General features: G+C 70.1%; 16 protein-coding genes and 1 tRNA gene. 14 read left to right on the top strand and 3 right to left on the bottom strand.

Features of this window, described 5'->3' with window-relative positions; all coding sequences use genetic code 11:
* Positions 1-47 precede the first annotated feature (47 nt).
* From ABT070_RS33845 to ABT070_RS33815, 7 genes are all read left to right on the top strand, one after another.
* Complete coding sequence (locus tag ABT070_RS33845; RefSeq protein WP_351766358.1) at positions 48-1,097, top strand: ABC transporter substrate-binding protein; 1,050 nt, start codon at positions 48-50, stop codon at positions 1,095-1,097.
* 151 nt (positions 1,098-1,248) lie between these two features.
* On the top strand, positions 1,249-2,058 hold the full coding sequence (locus ABT070_RS33840; RefSeq protein WP_351766357.1) for a siderophore-interacting protein: 810 nt from the start codon (positions 1,249-1,251) through the stop codon (positions 2,056-2,058).
* A 177-nt stretch (positions 2,059-2,235) separates the two neighbouring features.
* Positions 2,236-3,678, top strand: a complete 1,443-nt coding sequence (gene desA, locus ABT070_RS33835; RefSeq protein ID WP_351766355.1) for a lysine decarboxylase DesA — start codon at positions 2,236-2,238, stop codon at positions 3,676-3,678.
* Positions 3,662-4,936, top strand: a complete 1,275-nt coding sequence (locus tag ABT070_RS33830; protein ID WP_351766354.1) for a lysine N(6)-hydroxylase/L-ornithine N(5)-oxygenase family protein — start codon at positions 3,662-3,664, stop codon at positions 4,934-4,936. The genes desA and ABT070_RS33830 overlap by 17 nt, the downstream gene beginning before the upstream one ends.
* Entirely contained in the window at positions 4,933-5,487 is a 555-nt protein-coding gene (locus ABT070_RS33825) for a GNAT family N-acetyltransferase (RefSeq protein WP_351766352.1), read from the top strand. Before ABT070_RS33830 ends, ABT070_RS33825 begins: the two co-directional genes overlap by 4 nt.
* Positions 5,484-7,253, top strand: a complete 1,770-nt coding sequence (locus ABT070_RS33820) for an IucA/IucC family protein (protein WP_351766351.1) — start codon at positions 5,484-5,486, stop codon at positions 7,251-7,253. Before ABT070_RS33825 ends, ABT070_RS33820 begins: the two co-directional genes overlap by 4 nt.
* A 70-nt stretch (positions 7,254-7,323) precedes the next feature.
* Positions 7,324-8,193, top strand: a complete 870-nt coding sequence (locus ABT070_RS33815; RefSeq protein WP_351766349.1) for a DUF4429 domain-containing protein — start codon at positions 7,324-7,326, stop codon at positions 8,191-8,193.
* An 85-nt stretch (positions 8,194-8,278) separates the two neighbouring features.
* Here ABT070_RS33815 and ABT070_RS33810 read toward each other — a convergent pair whose 3' ends face one another.
* A complete protein-coding gene (locus ABT070_RS33810; protein WP_351766347.1) occupies positions 8,279-9,850 on the bottom strand; it encodes a purple acid phosphatase family protein in 1,572 nt (523 codons plus the stop codon).
* A 186-nt stretch (positions 9,851-10,036) separates the two neighbouring features.
* Here ABT070_RS33810 and ABT070_RS33805 point away from each other — a divergent pair, with 186 nt between their 5' ends.
* Together ABT070_RS33805 and glmS are read left to right on the top strand one after the other, a co-directional pair.
* On the top strand, positions 10,037-10,294 hold the full coding sequence (locus tag ABT070_RS33805) for a hypothetical protein (RefSeq protein ID WP_189918144.1): 258 nt from the start codon (positions 10,037-10,039) through the stop codon (positions 10,292-10,294).
* A gap of 24 nt (positions 10,295-10,318) precedes the next feature.
* Positions 10,319-12,136, top strand: a complete 1,818-nt coding sequence (gene glmS / locus ABT070_RS33800) for a glutamine--fructose-6-phosphate transaminase (isomerizing) (RefSeq protein WP_351766345.1) — start codon at positions 10,319-10,321, stop codon at positions 12,134-12,136.
* A gap of 100 nt (positions 12,137-12,236) precedes the next feature.
* On the opposite strand, the gene ABT070_RS33795 is transcribed toward glmS, so the two are convergent.
* Both ABT070_RS33795 and ABT070_RS33790 read right to left on the bottom strand, forming a co-directional pair.
* On the bottom strand, positions 12,237-12,803 hold the full coding sequence (locus ABT070_RS33795; protein ID WP_351766344.1) for a GPR1/FUN34/YaaH family transporter: 567 nt from the start codon (positions 12,801-12,803) through the stop codon (positions 12,237-12,239).
* Positions 12,804-12,951: 148 nt separating this feature from the next.
* Positions 12,952-13,479 carry a universal stress protein gene (locus ABT070_RS33790; RefSeq protein ID WP_020131791.1) on the bottom strand — a complete coding sequence of 176 codons (528 nt, stop codon included), beginning with the start codon at positions 13,477-13,479 and terminating at the stop codon, positions 12,952-12,954.
* A 385-nt stretch (positions 13,480-13,864) separates the two neighbouring features.
* Here ABT070_RS33790 and ABT070_RS33785 point away from each other — a divergent pair, with 385 nt between their 5' ends.
* From ABT070_RS33785 to ABT070_RS33765, 5 genes are all read left to right on the top strand, one after another.
* Positions 13,865-14,194, top strand: coding sequence for a hypothetical protein (locus ABT070_RS33785; RefSeq protein WP_351766342.1), 330 nt, complete (start codon positions 13,865-13,867; stop codon positions 14,192-14,194).
* A 377-nt stretch (positions 14,195-14,571) separates the two neighbouring features.
* Positions 14,572-15,807 (top strand): helix-turn-helix domain-containing protein, encoded by a 1,236-nt coding sequence (locus tag ABT070_RS33780; RefSeq protein ID WP_351766341.1) that lies wholly within the window; start codon positions 14,572-14,574, stop codon positions 15,805-15,807.
* A gap of 115 nt (positions 15,808-15,922) precedes the next feature.
* Positions 15,923-16,525 (top strand): oligoribonuclease, encoded by a 603-nt coding sequence (gene orn, locus ABT070_RS33775; protein ID WP_351766340.1) that lies wholly within the window; start codon positions 15,923-15,925, stop codon positions 16,523-16,525.
* A gap of 95 nt (positions 16,526-16,620) precedes the next feature.
* Positions 16,621-16,693 (top strand) — tRNA-His (locus tag ABT070_RS33770).
* A gap of 66 nt (positions 16,694-16,759) precedes the next feature.
* Entirely contained in the window at positions 16,760-17,272 is a 513-nt protein-coding gene (locus ABT070_RS33765; RefSeq protein WP_351766338.1) for a GNAT family N-acetyltransferase, read from the top strand.
* Positions 17,273-17,329 lie beyond the last annotated feature (57 nt).

Raw genomic sequence — 17,329 nt, 5'->3', positions numbered from 1 at the left:
TCGAACCGTCCTCGGGTGATCCGCCCCGTCCGAAAGTAGCCAGACACATGTCCAACGCCAGAGCCGCTCGTCCCACCCGCCGTGGCATCCTCGCCGCCGGCGGCGCCCTGGGCCTCGGTGCCGCCCTCGCCGCCTGCGGGGACGACGACGCGAGCAGCAGTGACTCCCGGTCGTCGGCGAGCGCCTCGGCCAAGTCCGGTTCCTGGACCTTCAAGGACGACCGCGGCACCACGGTGAAGCTCGACGGGACACCCGCGAACATCGTCGCCTTCACCGGCGTCGGCGCCGCCCTCTACGACTACGGCATCCAGGTCAAGGGCGTCTTCGGCCCGACCACGACCGCCGCGGGCAAGGCCGACGTCCAGGCCGGCGACATGGACGTCACCAAGGTGACCGTCATCGGCAACGTCTGGGACGAGTTCAACGTCGAGAAGTACGCGGCCCTCGCCCCCGACGTGCTCATCTCCACGATGTTCGACAACGCCGGCACCCTCTGGTACGTCCCCGAGGCCTCCAAGGACAAGATCGCCAAGCTCGCCCCGAGCGTCGGCGTCTCCGTCTACGACCGTCAGCTGACCGCTCCGCTCCAGCGCATGTGGGAGCTGGCCGAGTCGCTCGGCGCGGACATGACCGCGGCCGCGGTCACCGACGCGAAGAAGAAGTTCGAGGACGCGGCCGCCCGGCTGCGCGCCGCCGCCAAGGCCAAGCCCGAGATCAAGGTGCTGGCCGGTTCCGCGAGCGAGGCGCTCTTCTACGTCTCCGGCACCAACCTCTCCATCGACCTGGAGTACTTCAAGGCCCTCGGCGTGAACTTCATCGAGCCGCCGGAGAGCGCGAAGGCGGAGGGTGGCGGCTGGTACGAGTCGCTGAGCTGGGAGAACGTCGACAAGTACGCGGCCGACATCATCATGATGGACGACCGTTCCTCGACGATCCAGCCTGCCGACATCACCGAGGCGACCTGGAAGAAGCTGCCCGCAGTGAAGGCCGGTCAGGTCATCTCGCGCTCGCCGGAGCCGATCCTTTCGTACGCGAAGTGTGTGCCGCTGCTCGAGAACCTCGCCGAGGCGCTCGAGAAGGCGAAGAAGGTTTCCTGACCCACGGGTGGCTTCGGTCCCGGGTGAACCGCGGGCTCGTCGTGGCCGGTCGCGCCCGCGCGGCGGGGCCGCACATCGATGCGGCCCCGCGACCCGGCGGCCCCCGAGGAGCAGGTGAGCCACCCCTCCCCACAGCTACAGGAGCACCCCCGTGACCACCGCCGTTGTCGCGCCCTTCCGGTTCTTCTCCCTCCAGGTCGTACGGACTCGGCGGCTCGGCCCCTCTCTGGTGCGGGTGAGTTTCGCCGGGGAGGACCTGCGGCACTTCTTCTCCGACGGGCGCGACCAGTCGCTGTCGCTGTTCCTGCCGCACCCGGGGCAGTCCGTGCCGGCCGTTCCCTTCGAGCTCGGGGACGGCTGGTGGCAGGCGTGGCGTGAACTGCCCGACGGCGTGCGGGCCGTGATGCGGTCGTACACGCTGCGCGCGCTGCGGCGCGATCCCGACGAGATCGACATCGACTTCGTGCTGCACACCCCGGCCGGGCCCGCCTCCGCGTGGGCCTCGCGCGCCGGCGCCGGGGACCGGGTGGTCCTGCTGGGCCCGGCCCTGGCGGACAACCGGGCGATCCGGTTCCGGCCGCCCGCGGACACCGATCTGATCGTGCTGTGGGGCGACGAGACCGCCCTTCCGGCCATCGCCTCGATCCTGGAGTCCCTGCCGGCCGGACAGCGCGTCCGGGTCTGGCTGGAGGCGTCCGACGCCGGGAGCGTGCGGGAGTTGGCGACGGCGGCGGACGCCGAGGTCACCTGGGTGGTCGGGGAGAGTTCCGTGGACGCCCTCCGGGAGGCCCGGCTCCCGGCCGCCGGGCACCCGTACGTCTGGATCGCGGGCGAGTCGGGGTGCGTGAAGGCGTTGCGCCGCCACTTCGTCCGGGAACGCGGGGTCGACCGGCGCCGCATCACCTTCGTCGGGTACTGGCGCCAGGGCATGAGCGAGGAACAGCTCCGCGCGTCGGAGTAGCCACCACCCGTGCCCCCGCGGGCAGTTGCGCGGGGGCGCCGACGTGATCACGGTCACGACGGAGGCCGGGTTCCGACAGCATTACTTAGGTTAGGCTAACCTAAGTTGAACCCGAGGCTCCGACCCCGAGCCCGGCCCGCAGCAGACCTCGTCCCCACCCCCCGGAGGACCCCCACCATGCGCTCGCACCTGCTCAATGACACGACCGCGGAGCAGTACCGCCGCTCCGTGACCGAAGGAGTAGAGCGGGTGGCCGCCAAAATCGCCGCCACCGACCGTCCGTTCACCGGCGTCTCGGTCGACGCCCTCGCGCCCCGCATCGACGGGATCGACCTGGACAAGCCGCTGCACGACACCACGGCCGTCCTCGACGAGCTGGAGGAGGTGTACCTCCGCGACGCGATCTACTTCCACCACCCCCGCTACCTCGCCCACCTCAACTGCCCGGTCGTCATCCCCGCCGTGCTGGGCGAGGCCGTCCTGTCGGCCGTCAACTCCTCCCTCGACACCTGGGACCAGTCGGCCGGCGGCACCCTCATCGAGCGCAAACTGATCGACTGGACGACGGCCCGGATCGGCCTCGGCCCGGCCGCCGACGGCGTGTTCACCTCCGGCGGCACCGCGTCCAACCTCCAGGCGCTGCTGCTCGCCCGCGAGGAGGCCAAATCGGAGTCCCTCGCCGAACTGCGCGTCTTCGCCTCCGAGGTCAGCCACTTCAGCGTGAAGAAGTCCGCGAAACTGCTGGGCCTCGGACCCGAGGCGGTGGTGTCCATCCCGGTCGACAACGACAAGCGGATGCAGACCCTCGCCCTCGCCCGCGAGCTGGAACGGTGCAAGGAAGCCGGTCTGACGCCCATGGCCGTGGTCGCCACCGCCGGCACCACCGACTTCGGCTCCATCGACCCGCTGCCCGAGATAGCCGAGCTCTGCGACCGGTACGGCACCTGGATGCACGTCGACGCGGCCTACGGCTGCGGACTGCTCGCCTCCGTGAAGTACCGGGGCCGCATCGACGGCATCGAGCGCGCCGACTCCGTCACCGTCGACTACCACAAGTCCTTCTTCCAGCCGGTGAGTTCGTCGGCCGTACTGGTCCGCGACGCGGCCACGCTCCGCCACGCCACCTACCACGCCGAGTACCTCAACCCGCGCCGCATGGTGCAGGAGCGCATCCCCAACCAGGTGGACAAGTCCCTGCAGACCACCCGCCGCTTCGACGCGCTCAAACTGTGGATGACCCTGCGCACGATGGGCGCCGACGGCATCGGGCAGCTCTTCGACGAGGTCTGCGACCTGACCGTCGAGGGCTGGCACCTGCTGGCCGCCGACCCGCGCTTCGACGTCGTCGTCCAGCCGTCGCTCTCCACCCTCGTCTTCCGCTACATCCCCGCCGCCGTCACCGACCCGGCCGAGATCGACCGCGCCAACCTCTACGCCCGCAAGGCCCTGTTCGCCTCCGGTGACGCGGTGGTCGCGGGCACGAAGGTCGGCGCCCGCCACTACCTGAAGTTCACCCTGCTGAACCCCGAGACGACGACCGACGACATCGCCGCCGTCCTCGACCTGATCGCCGGCCACGCCGAGCAGTACCTGGGAGAGTCCCTTGACCGCGCTTCCTGAAGCCAGCCACACCTATGACTTCGTGGGGATCGGGCTCGGCCCCTTCAACCTCGGCCTCGCCTGCCTCACCGAGCCGATCGACACGCTCGACGGTGTCTTCCTGGAGTCCAAGCCGGACTTCGAGTGGCACGCCGGCATGTTCCTCGACGGCGCCCACCTCCAGACGCCGTTCATGTCGGACCTGGTCACCCTGGCCGACCCGACCTCGCCGTACTCCTTCCTCAACTACCTGAAGGAGAAAGGCCGGCTGTACTCGTTCTACATCCGCGAGAACTTCTACCCGCTGCGGGTCGAGTACGACGACTACTGCCGCTGGGCCGCGAACAAGCTGAGCAGCGTGCGCTTCTCGACGACGGTCGCGGAAGTGACGTACGAGGACGACCTGTACGTCGTGCGGACCACCGCCGGCGAGCGGTTCCGCGCCCGGCACCTGGTCCTGGGCACCGGCACGCCCCCGTACATCCCCGAGGCCTGCGCGGACCTGGGCGGCGACTTCCTGCACAACTCCCGCTACCTGCGGCACAAGGCGGAGCTGCAGAAGAAGGAGTCGATCACGCTGGTCGGCTCCGGTCAGTCGGCCGCCGAGATCTACTACGACCTGCTCAGCGAGATCGACGTCCACGGCTACCGGCTGAACTGGGTCACCCGCTCCCCGCGCTTCTTCCCGCTCGAGTACACCAAGCTCACGCTGGAGATGACCTCCCCGGAGTACATCGACTACTTCCGCGAGCTGCCGGAGCAGACCCGCTACCGCCTGACGGCCGAGCAGAAGAGCCTCTTCAAGGGCATCGACGGCGATCTCATCAACGAGATCTTCGACCTGCTCTACCAGAAGAACCTCGGCGGCCCGGTGCCCACCCGGCTGCTCACCAACTCGTCCCTGACCGGCGCCGGTCACGCCGACGGCACCTACACCCTCTCCTTCCGTCAGGAGGAGCAGGGCAAGGACTTCGAGCTGAGCTCCCAGGGTCTGGTCCTGGCCACCGGCTACAAGTACGTCGAGCCGGAGTTCCTCGCGCCCGTCCGGGACAGACTGCGCTACGACTCCCACGGCAACTTCGACATCGCCCGCAACTACTCCATCGACACCACGGGCCGGGGCGTGTTCCTCCAGAACGCGGGCGCGCACACCCACAGCATCACCTCCCCCGACCTCGGCATGGGCGCGTACCGCAACAGCTCGATCATCCGTGACCTGCTCGGCAGCGAGTACTACCCGGTCGAGAAGACCATCGCGTTCCAGGAGTTCGCCGTATGAGCACGACCACGGCCGCCGTCGGCCGTCTCACCCTGCGCCCCCTCGACCCGGTCGAGGACGCCGAGCTGCTGCACGGCTGGGTCACCCACCCCAAAGCCGCGTACTGGATGATGCAGAACGCGAAACTGGTGGACGTCGAGCGTGCCTACATGGACATCGCGGCCGACGAGCACAGCCACGCCCTCATCGGCCTGCACGACGGTGAGCCCGCCTTCCTGATGGAGTACTACGACCCGGCCCACCGCGAGCTGGTCGGCCTGTACGAACCGCGCCCCGGCGACGTCGGCATGCACTTCCTGGTCGCCCCCACCGACCGGCCCGTGCACGGGTTCACCCGGGCCGTGATCACCGCCGTGATGGCGCGCCTCTTCGACGACCCGGCCACCTCCCGGGTCGTCGTCGAACCGGACGTCTCCAACACGGCGGTGCACGCCCTCAACGAGGCCGTCGGGTTCGTGCCCGAGCGGGAGATCCGGAAGCCGGAGAAGCAGGCGCTGCTGAGCTTCTGCACGCGCGAGCAGTTCGTCGCCGCGACGGAGGTGCCGGCATGAGCCTCGCCGACGCCGTCGCCCACCTCTCCCCCGAGCGCTGGGAGAAGGCCAACCGTCTGCTCGTCCGCAAGGCCCTCGCGGAGTTCGCGCACGAGCGCCTGTTCACCCCCGAGGAGAAGGACGGCCGCTTCGTCGTCCGCAGCGACGACGGGCTGACCTACTACCGCTTCACGGCGGTCCGCCACGCCCTCGACCACTGGCAGGTGGACGCCGACTCGATCACCCGCACCCGTGACGACGCCGAACTCCCGGTCGCCGCACTGGACTTCTTCATCGAACTGAAGAAGACACTGGGCCTGAGCGAGGAGATCCTGCCGGTCTACCTGGAGGAGATCTCCTCCACCCTCTCCGGCACCTGCTACAAACTGACCAAACCGCAGATCACGTCGGCGGAGCTGGTCAGGAGCGGCTTCCAGGCCATCGAGACCGGGATGACCGAGGGCCACCCCTGCTTCGTCGCCAACAACGGACGGCTCGGCTTCGGCATCCACGAGTACCTGTCGTACGCGCCGGAGACGGCGAGCCCGGTCCGGCTGGTGTGGCTGGCCGCGCACCGCTCACGGGCCGCGTTCACGGCGGGCGTCGGCATCTCGTACGAGTCGTTCGTGCGGGAGGAGCTGGGCGAGAAGACGGTCGAGCGGTTCGACGCGGTCCTGCGCGCGCAGGACCGGGACCCGGACGACTACCTCCTCATCCCCGTACACCCCTGGCAGTGGTGGAACAAACTCGCCGTCACCTTCGCCGCCGAGATCGCGCGCGGGAACCTGGTCTGCCTGGGCGAGGGCGACGACGAGTACCTGGCGCAGCAGTCCATCCGGACGTTCTTCAACTCCTCGCACCCCGAGAAGCACTATGTGAAGACGGCCCTGTCCGTCCTCAACATGGGCTTCATGCGCGGCCTCTCGGCCGCCTACATGGAGGCGACCCCGGCCATCAACGACTGGCTGGCCCAGCTCATCGACAACGACCCGGTGCTGAGGTCGACGGGCCTGTCGATCATCCGGGAGCGGGCGGCCGTCGGCTACCGGCACCTGGAGTACGAGGCGGCCACGGACCGCTACTCGCCGTACCGCAAGATGCTGGCCGCGCTGTGGCGGGAGAGCCCGGTGCCGACGCTGCGGGACGGCGAGTCGCTCGCGACCATGGCCGCCCTGGTCCATGTGGACCACGAGGGCAGGTCGGTGGCCGGCGCGCTGATCGAGCAGTCGGGCCTGACGCCGACGCAGTGGCTGCGCGGCTACCTCCAGGCGTACTACACCCCGCTGCTGCACAGCTTCTACGCCTATGACCTGGTGTTCATGCCGCACGGCGAGAACACCATCCTGGTCCTGAAGGACGGGGCGGTGCAGCGGGCGATCTACAAGGACATCGCCGAGGAGATCGCCGTCATGGACCCGGACGCGGTGCTGCCGCCCGAGGTCCGGCGCATCCGCGTCGAGGTGCCCGAGGACAAGAAGCTGCTGTCCGTCTTCACGGACGTGTTCGACTGCTTCTTCCGCTTCCTCGCGGCCGGCCTCGCCACCGAGGGGATCCTCGACGAGGACGACTTCTGGCGCACGGTCGCCGAGGTCACCCGCTCCTACCAGGAGGCGAACCCCGAACTGGCCGACAAGTTCCGCCAGTACGACATGTTCGCCCCCGAGTTCGCCCTGTCCTGCCTCAACCGCCTCCAGCTGCGCAACAACCGGCAGATGGTGGACCTGGCGGACCCGTCGGGCGCCCTCCAGCTGATCGGAACCCTGAGAAATCCCGTCGCAGGGTTCTGATCCGGACGGGCGGGCGCCCCCGAGTACGGTCCTCGGGGGCGCCCGTCGCCGTCTTTGGGAGAATCCCCCCATGGCGGAAATCATCCAGAAGGACGGCACCTGGGTCTTCGACGGCGATGCCCTGCGGCTGACCCCGGGCCGCGACAAGAACGTCAGCCCGCTGCGCCGGGAACTGGGTGAACTGGTCGTGCCCCTGGGCGCGTTGGCGGGGCTGTCGTTCGAGCAGGGCAAGAGGACCGGGCGGCTGCGGCTGCGGCTGCGGGACGGCGCCGACCCCCTCCTCCAGGCGACCGGCGGACGGCTGACCGAGCCGCACGATCCGTACCAGCTGCTCGTCGACTCCGACCGGTACGGGGTCGCCGAGTACCTCGTGGACGAGGTGCGCCAGGCCCTGCTCCTCGACGAGGTGCCGGCCGACCCGGTGGACGCGTATCTGCTGCCCGGCCCGTCGGTGCCCCTGTCCGCCTCCGCCGGGGACGGCACCGCGAGCTTCGACGGTGAGCGGGTGCGCCTGGAGTGGAACTGGAAGACCGAGGAGTCCAAGTCCTCGGCCGGCGCCCGCAGTCTCGGCATCGCGGAGATCGAGGCCGTGGAGTGGCAGCCCGCGGTCGGCCTCGAGAACGGCTGTCTGCGCTTCCGGCTGCGGCACGCGCCGACGAAGGCACCGGCCAAGTACGACCCCAACGCCGTGGAACTGTGGGGATTCAAGAAGGATCCGCTGATGGCGCTCGTCGCGGCGGCCGTGCAGGCCAGGCTGCCCCATCCGGCGGCCGGACCCCGGGACGCCCTGCCCGCGCAGCGCGAGCCGGCCCCCACCGCCGGGGACGACCACGACGCGCTGCTGCGCCGCCTGCGCGAACTCGGCGACCTGCGCCGCGACGGCGTCCTGACGGACGAGGAGTTCGCGATGGCCAAACAGGCGGTCCTCAGACGCATGTAGCGCGGACGAGGACCGCCTGCCGACGTGGGTGTGCGCGGGGGTGTGCGCGGGGGTGTGCCCTGCCTTCCGGGCGCACCCGGCGGGGCTACCTCGCCTTGCGGGCCACCGTGAAGTGGTCGACCTGGGCACCGGTCTCGGCGATGCCGCGCACGGTCAGCGTGGCCGTACGGCCCTTCGCGGCCGGGGTCACGTCCACCCGCAGGAACGAGTAGTCGAGGTAGCGCACGCGCGACCAGGTGACGGTCTCGTTGACCTTGCCGTCCTTGGTGTTGATGTAGGAGGCGACGGAGTCGACCTCGTTCTCGTGGCCCTCGTAGGAGAGCGGGGCGGTGAAGGCGTACAGGCTGCGGCCGGCCGCGCCCGCCGTGACGTACACCACGCCCTCGGTCTCGGGGTACGCCGTGCCGCCGATCGGGAGCTTCTTGGCGACGGCGCCCTTCTTGAGGACGTCGGTGCGCTCGTACTGGTGGTTGTGGCCGTTGATGACCAGGTCGACCGTGTACTTCTCGAACAGCGGCACCCACTCCTGGCGCACGCCCCCCTCCGAGGCGTGTGCGGTGGAGGTGCAGTACGCGCAGTGGTGGAAGAAGATCACGATGAAGTCGACGTCCTTCGACGCCCGGTACTTCTTGAGCTGCGTCTCCAGCCACTTGGTCTGGGTGCCGCCCGAGATGCCGAGGTTGGCCGGGATCTCGAAGGAGATGTCGTTGGCGTCGAGCGAGATCACCGCCGTGTTGCCGTAGACGAAGGTGTAGACGCCCGGGAGGTTCTTCGCGTCGGGGCCGTTGTCCGGGAGGTTCCAGCGGGCGTCCTCGCCGCCGTAGCCGTTGGGCGAGTACCAGGCCTCCATGTCGTGGTTGCCGTAGGCCGGCATCCACGGGACGGACTTGGCGACGGACTCGGTCTGGGCGAGGAACTGGTCCCAGACGCGGGAGTCGAACCCGGTGTCGGCGGTCTTGCCCTGGCCGGCCGGGTCGGCGTAGGCGATGTCGCCGGCGTGCAGGTGGAAGGCCGGGTTCTGGCCGAGGAGGAGGCTGTTGTTGGCGAGCCCGTGGTAGCCGACGCCCTCGTCGCCGAAGGCGGTGAAGGTGAACGGCGCCTTGTGGTCGGGGGCGGTGGTGAAGGTGCCGAGGGTGCCCAGGAGGTGGGCGGCGGCCGGGTCGAAGCCCGCGTGGCCGACGCCGTAGTAGTAGGTCCGGCCCGGCTTGAGGTGGGTGAGCTCGGCGTGCAGGTAGTACTGGGTGTGGTCGCCGCTGGCGCCGACCCCGGCCGGGGTGTAAAGGGTGCGCACCTCGGCCTCGATCTTGCGGGAGAGGTCCCAGGGGTGGGCGCCGATCCGGATGAAGGGCTTCCGCACCGCGACCGGGACCTGCCAGGAGACCGTGATCTCGGTGCGCGGGTCCTTGCCGAAGGCGAGGTGACGGCCGAAGGGGGCGACGAGCGCGCCGTCGACGTGCTCGGCGGCCGGTGCGGTCTTCGGGGTCTGCGCCGGCACAGCGGCCTGTGCCGTGGCGCCGGTCACGAACGCGCCACCCGTGACGGCACCGAGCGTGACGGCGCCGCCTCTGATCATCGTGCGCCGGGAGAACTTGGCGCGCAGGTACTCGTGCTGCTCGGCCATGCTCATGCGTCCGGCGAGCTGCTCGGGTACGCCCATGCGAGGAGTGTCCATGACGTCTGAAAATGGTCGCCTCGGGCGACGGGCCGCAAGACGCCATATGGACGGTTCGCGAACAGCGGCTCATAACACATTCAATGTTTTCCCAAGGCTCCTTAACAGGGGCCTGCCCGAAATCGGGCACGATTCTTGCGAAACCGGCTCGCGTACCCCAGGATCTACCGGGTGCACGACGAACTCGTTGATCACCTGACGCGATCCACGCCCCTCCAGCGGGGCGAGGCGCTGCGGGTGATCCAGGACGTGCTCGCCTACTTCGACGAGACGACCGAGGACTACGTCCGTCGCCGCCACCGCGAGCTCCAGGCCCAGGGCCTGGTCAACGCGGAGATCTTCGAACGGGTCGAGGCGGACCTGAAATACCGTGCGGTGGCGCCGCCCGAGCTCACGCTCAGGCAGCTGCGGCGCATCGTCTACGGATGATCGAAAGCTTGGGGATACCTATATATGTGCGGAATCGTCGGATACATCGGCAGGCGTGACGTGGCCCCGCTGCTGCTCGAAGGCCTTCAACGGCTCGAGTACCGCGGCTACGACTCGGCGGGCATCGTCGTCACCTCGCCGAAGACGGCCGGTCTGAAGATGGTCAAGGCCAAGGGCCGGGTCCGCGACCTGGAGGCCAAGGTCCCGGCGCGCTTCAAGGGCACCACCGGCATCGCCCACACCCGCTGGGCCACCCACGGCGCCCCGTCCGACGAGAACGCCCACCCGCACATGTCGGCCGACCTCAAGGTCGCCGTCGTCCACAACGGCATCATCGACAACGCCTCCGACCTGCGGAAGAAGCTCGAGGCCGACGGCGTCGAGTTCCTCTCCGAGACGGACACCGAGGTCCTCGTCCACCTCGTCGCCCGCGCCCAGGCCGAGAAGCTCGAGGACAAGGTCCGCGAGGCGCTGCGCGTGGTCGAGGGCACCTACGGCATCGCCGTCATGCACGCCGACTTCAACGACCGCATCGTCGTCGCCCGCAACGGCTCCCCGGTCGTCCTCGGCATCGGCGAGAAGGAGATGTTCGTCGCCTCGGACATCGCCGCGCTGGTCGCCCACACCCGCCAGATCGTCACCCTCGACGACGGCGAGATGGCCACCCTGAAGGCCGACGACTTCCGCACCTACACGACCGAGGGCACCCGCACCACGGCCGAGCCGACCACCGTCGAGTGGGAGGCCGCCTCCTACGACATGGGCGGCCACGACACCTACATGCACAAGGAGATCCACGAGCAGGCCGACGCCGTGGACCGCGTGCTGCGCGGCCGCATCGACGACCGGTTCTCCACCGTGCACCTCGGCGGCCTCAACCTGGACGCCCGCGAGGCACGCCAGATCCGCCGGGTGAAGATCCTCGGCTGCGGCACCTCGTACCACGCGGGCATGATCGGCGCCCAGATGATCGAGGAGCTCGCCCGCATCCCCGCGGACGCCGAGCCCGCCTCCGAGTTCCGCTACCGCAACGCGGTCGTGGACCCCGACACCCTGTACATCGCCGTCTCGCAGTCCGGTGAGACGTACGACGTGCTGGCGGCCGTCCAGGAGCTGAAGCGCAAGGGCGCCCGGGTGCTGGGCGTGGTCAACGTGGTCGGCTCGGCGATCGCCCGCGAGGCGGACGGCGGCGTGTACGTGCACGCGGGCCCCGAGGTCTGCGTCGTCTCGACGAAGTGCTTCACCAACACCACGGTCGCCTTCGCGCTGCTCGCCCTGCACCTGGGCCGCACCCGTGACCTCTCCGTGCGCGACGGCAAGCGGATCATCGAGGGCCTGCGCAAGCTGCCCGCGCAGATCGCCGAGATCATGGAGCAGGAGGCGGAGATCGAGAAGCTGGCCGAGACGCTCGCCGAGGCCCGCTCGATGCTCTTCATCGGCCGCGTCCGGGGCTACCCGGTCGCCCGTGAGGCCTCGCTGAAGCTCAAGGAGGTCTCGTACATCCACGCCGAGGCCTACCCGGCCTCCGAGCTCAAGCACGGCCCGCTGGCCCTCATCGAGCCCGCGCTCCCGACGGTCGCGATCGTCCCCGACGACGATCTGCTGGAGAAGAACCGCGCCGCGCTGGAGGAGATCAAGGCCCGCAGCGGAAAGATCATCGCGGTCGCCCACCGGGAGCAGGAGAAGGCCGACCAGACGGTCGTCGTCCCCAAGAACGAGGACGAGCTCGACCCGATCCTGATGGGCATCCCGCTCCAGCTCCTCGCGTACTACACGGCGAAGGCGCTCGGCCGCGACATCGACAAGCCGCGCAACCTGGCGAAGTCGGTGACGGTGGAGTAGTCCTCCCCGCTCACACGGAACGGCCCCCCACGCGTGCCACCTGCATGTGGGGGGCCGTTCTGTCGCCGGGGATGCCCGACTCCCCGGCCTCGGCTGCCGTTCAGCCCGTGGCCGTCACCCCGGGGCGGGCAGCACGCCGAGAGAACGCCGTGGGCCAGTGGGCCAGCGCCGCGGTCGCCGCGTACCAGGCCACCGCGCCCGCCGCGACGGCGAACCAGCCGCCGACCTTGGTGAGTCCGTCACTGTCGGCGAACCGGGCGACGGCCATCAGCACGAGCCCGGCGCAGAACAACCCGTGGACGCCCTGGCCGAGTTGGTCGCCACCGGCGAGGGTCAGGGAGAGCGCCACGAGGGCGAACAGGAGCAGGAAGAGCCCGGCGGCGTTGTCGGAGACCTGGGTGCCGGCGGAGACCGCCCAGGTGAACCAGAAGGCGCCGAGGACGGTGTAGGCGGTGCCGGTGGCCGTGTCGCGGTCCCGGAAGGCGAACAGGCCGGCGACGAACAGTGCGACGCCGCCGACGTAGTGGGCGATGGATACGGCGTCCGCAGCCGTCACGCCGTCGATGAGGTCGGTGTACCCGAGCCCGAAGGCCAACAGGGTGACACCCAGGGCGAGTCGGCCGGCGATCGTGGTGGTGCTGTTTCCCGCAGAGACGTCGTTGTCCACGGCGGGCTCCCTTCATGCATGTGCAGTTGTGTGAGCGATATATGCCCTTCACAAAGGCACAAACACCCCTACGCGCCAGTAGATTCACGCGGCGCGGCAAGGGGGCCGGGCGTACCCGGAATCTCATCCCACCTGGGAGGACGGCGAGTTACGGAATGACGACGACGGGCCGCTTGGCCCGCTTGGCGAGCCGCCCCGCGACCGAGCCGAAGATCCGGCCGACGATGCCGTGGGTCGAGCCGACGACGATCGCGTCGGCCTCGTACTCCCGCCCCACCTCTTCGAGTTCGTGGCAGATGTCGCCGCCGCGCTCGACCAGGATCCAGGGCACCTCGGCGAGGTACTCCGCGCAGGCGAGCTCCAGACCGAGCACCTCGGTGCGGTGGTCCGGGACGTCGACGAAGACGGGCGGCTCGCAGCCGGCCCACACCGTGGTGGGCAGCCGGTTGGCGACATGGACGATGATCAGGCCCGAGCCGGAGCGGTGGGCCATGCCGATGGCGTACGCGAGCGCGCGTTCACTGGACGTGGAGCCGTCGAAGCCGACGACCACACCGTGCTTGAAGGCTGGATCGCAGGAGTGGCGTGCGTCTTCCGCCGCCAGGGGCTCGGCCGCCGTAGGGTCGGCGACGGGCCGCTTGCGGTCCGCGGGTTCGAAGAATTCGTGACCGGCCATGGCTGTCTCGGCGTATTGATCCTTATACGAGGGGGACGCGGCGGTGAGCGATGGAGCTGTCCGGGAATCATCTTCCCAACCCCATACCCCCAAGGGTACGGCGGCACGCCTCCTGGGCCCAGTTCCCGCACGCCCCCGGTGGGGGTTCCAGGGAGCATGCACGAGCGGACGCCCGTAACGCAATGGTTGCTGCCCCGTACAGGCGGTTTGCACAGGATTCACTTACGCGGGACCGGCTCCGGCAGTGACCGACCGCTCGAACAGGCGTTGAACCCCGTGCACCGCCGCCCCGCCGCCGACGCACCGCCCGCCCCTCGCACCGCCGCACCCCGCCCCGCCGCCCCGCCGCCCCGCCGCCCCGCCGCCCCAGGAAGGAGCCCACCCCGTGCCCTCGTCCCGTACCACCCCCGAGACCGGCCCCGGCGACGACCGGTCGACCGACCTGATCCGATGGGCGGCCTTCAGCTGCTTCCTGGTCCCGGTGGTCCTCCTCTGGTACGGCACCTCCCTGGCCGGCGCCACCGGCACCGCGCTGGGCCTGGCCGCCGTCACGGCCGTCTGCCGGGTGCTGCTGCGCCGGTCCGAGCGGTGCGCGGCCCGGCTGCTCGACGAGGAAGGGGCGCCACAGGCGCACCACCGGGGGCGCCATCAGCGCACCGGAACGGGGTCACACCGTGGCGGTCGTCACTCCGGGGGAAACTCACCGGTCGGTTGACCGGTTTTCACGCACGGACCCGCTTCTTTTCAGCCAACTTCCGGTGATGGCGCATCCCTTGCCCCAACCACCCCCCACCCCCCGTTCCACCTGCACGGAAAGGACCTCAGGGGCCCTGCGCACCCTACGGGGATTGGCCACCGCACCGAGGCGCACTTCCCTGCACGGCCCACGAGTGCAACGCTTCGTGATCGAATGCTTCACGCCAAGTTGCCATGTCGACAATCTGCCGGGTGGTGAACTGGCCACGCCGGCATTGTGCGACACGTTAGATTCGATCTTGACTGTCTACGGCGGGGGACTCGTGCAGGACCGAGGGGAAACGTGCAGGAGCGACACAACCGAGGAGCCGCGACCACCGAGGGGGGCTTAGCAGGATGAGCCACGACTCCACTGCCGCGCCGGAAGCCGCGGCCCGGAAACTCTCCGGGCGACGCCGCAAGGAGATCGTCGCGGTGCTGCTGTTCAGCGGCGGCCCCATTTTCGAGAGTTCCATTCCACTGTCGGTGTTCGGGATTGACCGCCAGGACGCCGGCGTACCGCGCTACCGCTTGCTGGTGTGCGGGGGCGAAGAAGGCCCGCTGCGGACCACAGGGGGCCTGGAACTCACCGCGCCACACGGCCTGGAGGCGATCTCACGGGCGGGCACGGTCGTCGTGCCGGCCTGGCGTTCGATCACCTCGCCGCCGCCGGAGGACGCGCTCGACGCGCTGCGCCGGGCGCACGAGGAGGGTGCCCGCATCGTGGGCCTGTGCACCGGCGCGTTCGTGCTGGCCGCCGCGGGTCTGCTGGACGGGCGCCCGGCCACGACCCACTGGATGTACGCGCCGACGCTGGCCAAGCGCTATCCGTCGGTACACGTGGATCCGCGCGAACTGTTCGTCGACGACGGCGACGTGCTGACGTCGGCGGGCACGGCGGCCGGAATCGACCTCTGTCTGCACATCGTGCGGACGGACCACGGTAACGAGGCGGCGGGCGCGCTGGCCCGGCGACTGGTCGTCCCACCACGCCGGTCGGGCGGTCAGGAGCGCTACCTCGACCGGTCTTTACCCGAGGAGATCGGCGCCGACCCGCTCGCCGAGGTCGTCGCCTGGGCGCTGGAGCATCTCCACGAGCAGTTCGACGTGGAGACGCTGGCGGCCCGCGCCTATATGAGCCGCCGCACCTTCGACCGCCGCTTCCGGTCCCTGACCGGCAGCGCGCCGCTCCAGTGGCTGATCACCCAGCGGGTGCTCCAGGCGCAGCGCCTGCTGGAGACGTCGGACTACTCGGTCGACGAGGTCGCGGGGCGCTGCGGCTTCCGCTCGCCGGTGGCCCTGCGCGGGCACTTCCGCCGGCAGCTCGGCTCGTCCCCGGCGGCGTACCGGGCGGCCTACCGGGCCCGCAGGCCACAGAGCGAACGGCCGACGGACCACGAACCGTCGGGCCCGCCGCAACCGCCTCCGGCGCTGCACCCGGACGGCCCGGGGCCGGTACCGCCGCAGCTGCGGCGTACGGCCTCGGCGGCGGCCGGTGCGATGGGCTCGTCGGCGTCCCTGCCGTCCGAGCACGCGCGCGACGCGTACGCGACCTCGCGGGCGAGCCTGCCGGGGCAGCGCAGCGGCACCTGAGCGGGTGACGGAACCTCGCGAGCGCCGGTCGGGCCCAGCTGCCCGACCGGCGCTCGGGCACGAGAGCGCCCCCGCGGGGCACCTCAAAAGCCGACGTCAGCTTTAGGGTGGTCGCATGAACGATCGCATGGTGTGGATCGACTGCGAGATGACCGGCCTCTCGCTGTCGGACGACGCTCTCATCGAGGTAGCCGCCCTCGTCACCGACTCCGAGCTGAACGTGCTCGGCGACGGCGTCGACATCGTCATCCGCCCGCCGGCCCGGGCACTGGAGACGATGCCGGAGGTGGTGCGCGAGATGCACACCGCGTCCGGCCTGCTCGAGGAGCTGGCAGGCGGGACGACCCTCGCGGAGGCGGAGGCCCAGGTGCTGGCCTATGTGAGGGAGCACGTGAAGGAGCCGGGCAAGGCGCCGCTGTGCGGCAACTCCGTCGGCACGGACCGGGGCTTCCTGGCGCGGGACATGACCGCCCTCGAGGGGTACCTCCACTACCGGATCGTCGACGTGTCGTCGATCAAGGAGCTCGCCCGGCGCTGGTACCCGCGGGCGTACTTCAACAGCCCCCCGAAGAACGGCAACCACCGCGCCCTCGCCGACATCCGCGAGTCCATCGCGGAACTGCGCTACTACCGCGAGGCCGTCTTCGTGCCGCAGCCCGGGCCGGACTCCGACACCGCCAGGACCATCGCCGCGAAGCACGTCGTGTCCAGCAGCTGAGGGGCCCCCGTAAAGGCGTGCGCGAGCACCCCCTCGGACCCTGTACACTTTTTCTCGGCCGGTAGGGAGACCGCAAAGTCCAACTGCCGGGCGTGGTGGGTGTAGCTCAGCTGGTAGAGCACCTGGTTGTGGTCCAGGATGCCGCGGGTTCAAGTCCCGTCACTCACCCTGAGTCATCAGCCGGTGACTTCCCGAGAGGGAGGTCACCGGCTGATGTGTTTCCCGGGAGGGGTCATGCACCCGAGAGTCCCCGTCGAGCCGTTCGCGACCGCCCGGCTCGACCTTCTCCCCCTGCGTGTCGAAGACGCGGCGGAGATGGCCGTCGTCCTGGGCGATCCCGCGTTGCACACCTTCATCGGCGGCGCCCCCTGCACACCCGAGGCCCTGCGCGCCCGCTACGAACGGCTCGTCGCCGGGTCGCCGGATCCGTCCGTCTCCTGGTGCAACTGGGTGCTGCGGATGCGGGACACCGGCCGGCCTGCCGGGACCGTCCAGGCCACGGTGACCGGGCGGGACCACGCCGAGATCGCCTGGGTCGTCGGCACCCCCTGGCAGGGCCGCGGCCTCGCCTCCGAGGCGGCCGCCGGACTCGTCGGCCGGCTGCGGGCACAGGGCGTGCGCACGTTCGTCGCCCACATCCATCCCGAGCACCACGCGTCCGCGGCCGTGGCCCGTGCCGCCGGGCTCTCGGCCACCGCGGAGCGGCAGGACGGCGAGGTGCGGTGGCGGCTGGCCGTCGCTCCGTGAAGCCGCGCCCCCTCGGGAACACCGCCTCGGGAGCACCCTGCTCAGGAGCGCCGTGCT

It is taken from the genome of Streptomyces sp. NPDC002884, from assembly GCF_040295245.1.
Classification (GTDB): Bacteria; Actinomycetota; Actinomycetes; order Streptomycetales; family Streptomycetaceae; genus Streptomyces.
This window is presented reverse-complemented; position numbering and strand designations above follow the sequence as displayed.

Bases quoted from the DNA above. Each gene is read 5' to 3' on its own strand.
- orn (WP_351766340.1), top strand. From the start codon at position 15,923: ATGAACGATCGCATGGTGTGGATCGACTGCGAGATGACCGGCCTCTCG.
- ABT070_RS33790 (WP_020131791.1), bottom strand. From the start codon at position 13,479: ATGGCCGGTCACGAATTCTTCGAACCCGCGGACCGCAAGCGGCCCGTC.
- ABT070_RS33825 (WP_351766352.1), top strand. From the start codon at position 4,933: ATGAGCACGACCACGGCCGCCGTCGGCCGTCTCACCCTGCGCCCCCTC.
- ABT070_RS33810 (WP_351766347.1), bottom strand. From the start codon at position 9,850: ATGGGCGTACCCGAGCAGCTCGCCGGACGCATGAGCATGGCCGAGCAG.
- ABT070_RS33780 (WP_351766341.1), top strand. From the start codon at position 14,572: ATGAGCCACGACTCCACTGCCGCGCCGGAAGCCGCGGCCCGGAAACTC.
- ABT070_RS33820 (WP_351766351.1), top strand. From the start codon at position 5,484: ATGAGCCTCGCCGACGCCGTCGCCCACCTCTCCCCCGAGCGCTGGGAG.
- ABT070_RS33845 (WP_351766358.1), top strand. From the start codon at position 48: ATGTCCAACGCCAGAGCCGCTCGTCCCACCCGCCGTGGCATCCTCGCC.
- glmS (WP_351766345.1), top strand. From the start codon at position 10,319: ATGTGCGGAATCGTCGGATACATCGGCAGGCGTGACGTGGCCCCGCTG.
- desA (WP_351766355.1), top strand. From the start codon at position 2,236: ATGCGCTCGCACCTGCTCAATGACACGACCGCGGAGCAGTACCGCCGC.
- ABT070_RS33765 (WP_351766338.1), top strand. From the start codon at position 16,760: ATGCACCCGAGAGTCCCCGTCGAGCCGTTCGCGACCGCCCGGCTCGAC.
- ABT070_RS33815 (WP_351766349.1), top strand. From the start codon at position 7,324: ATGGCGGAAATCATCCAGAAGGACGGCACCTGGGTCTTCGACGGCGAT.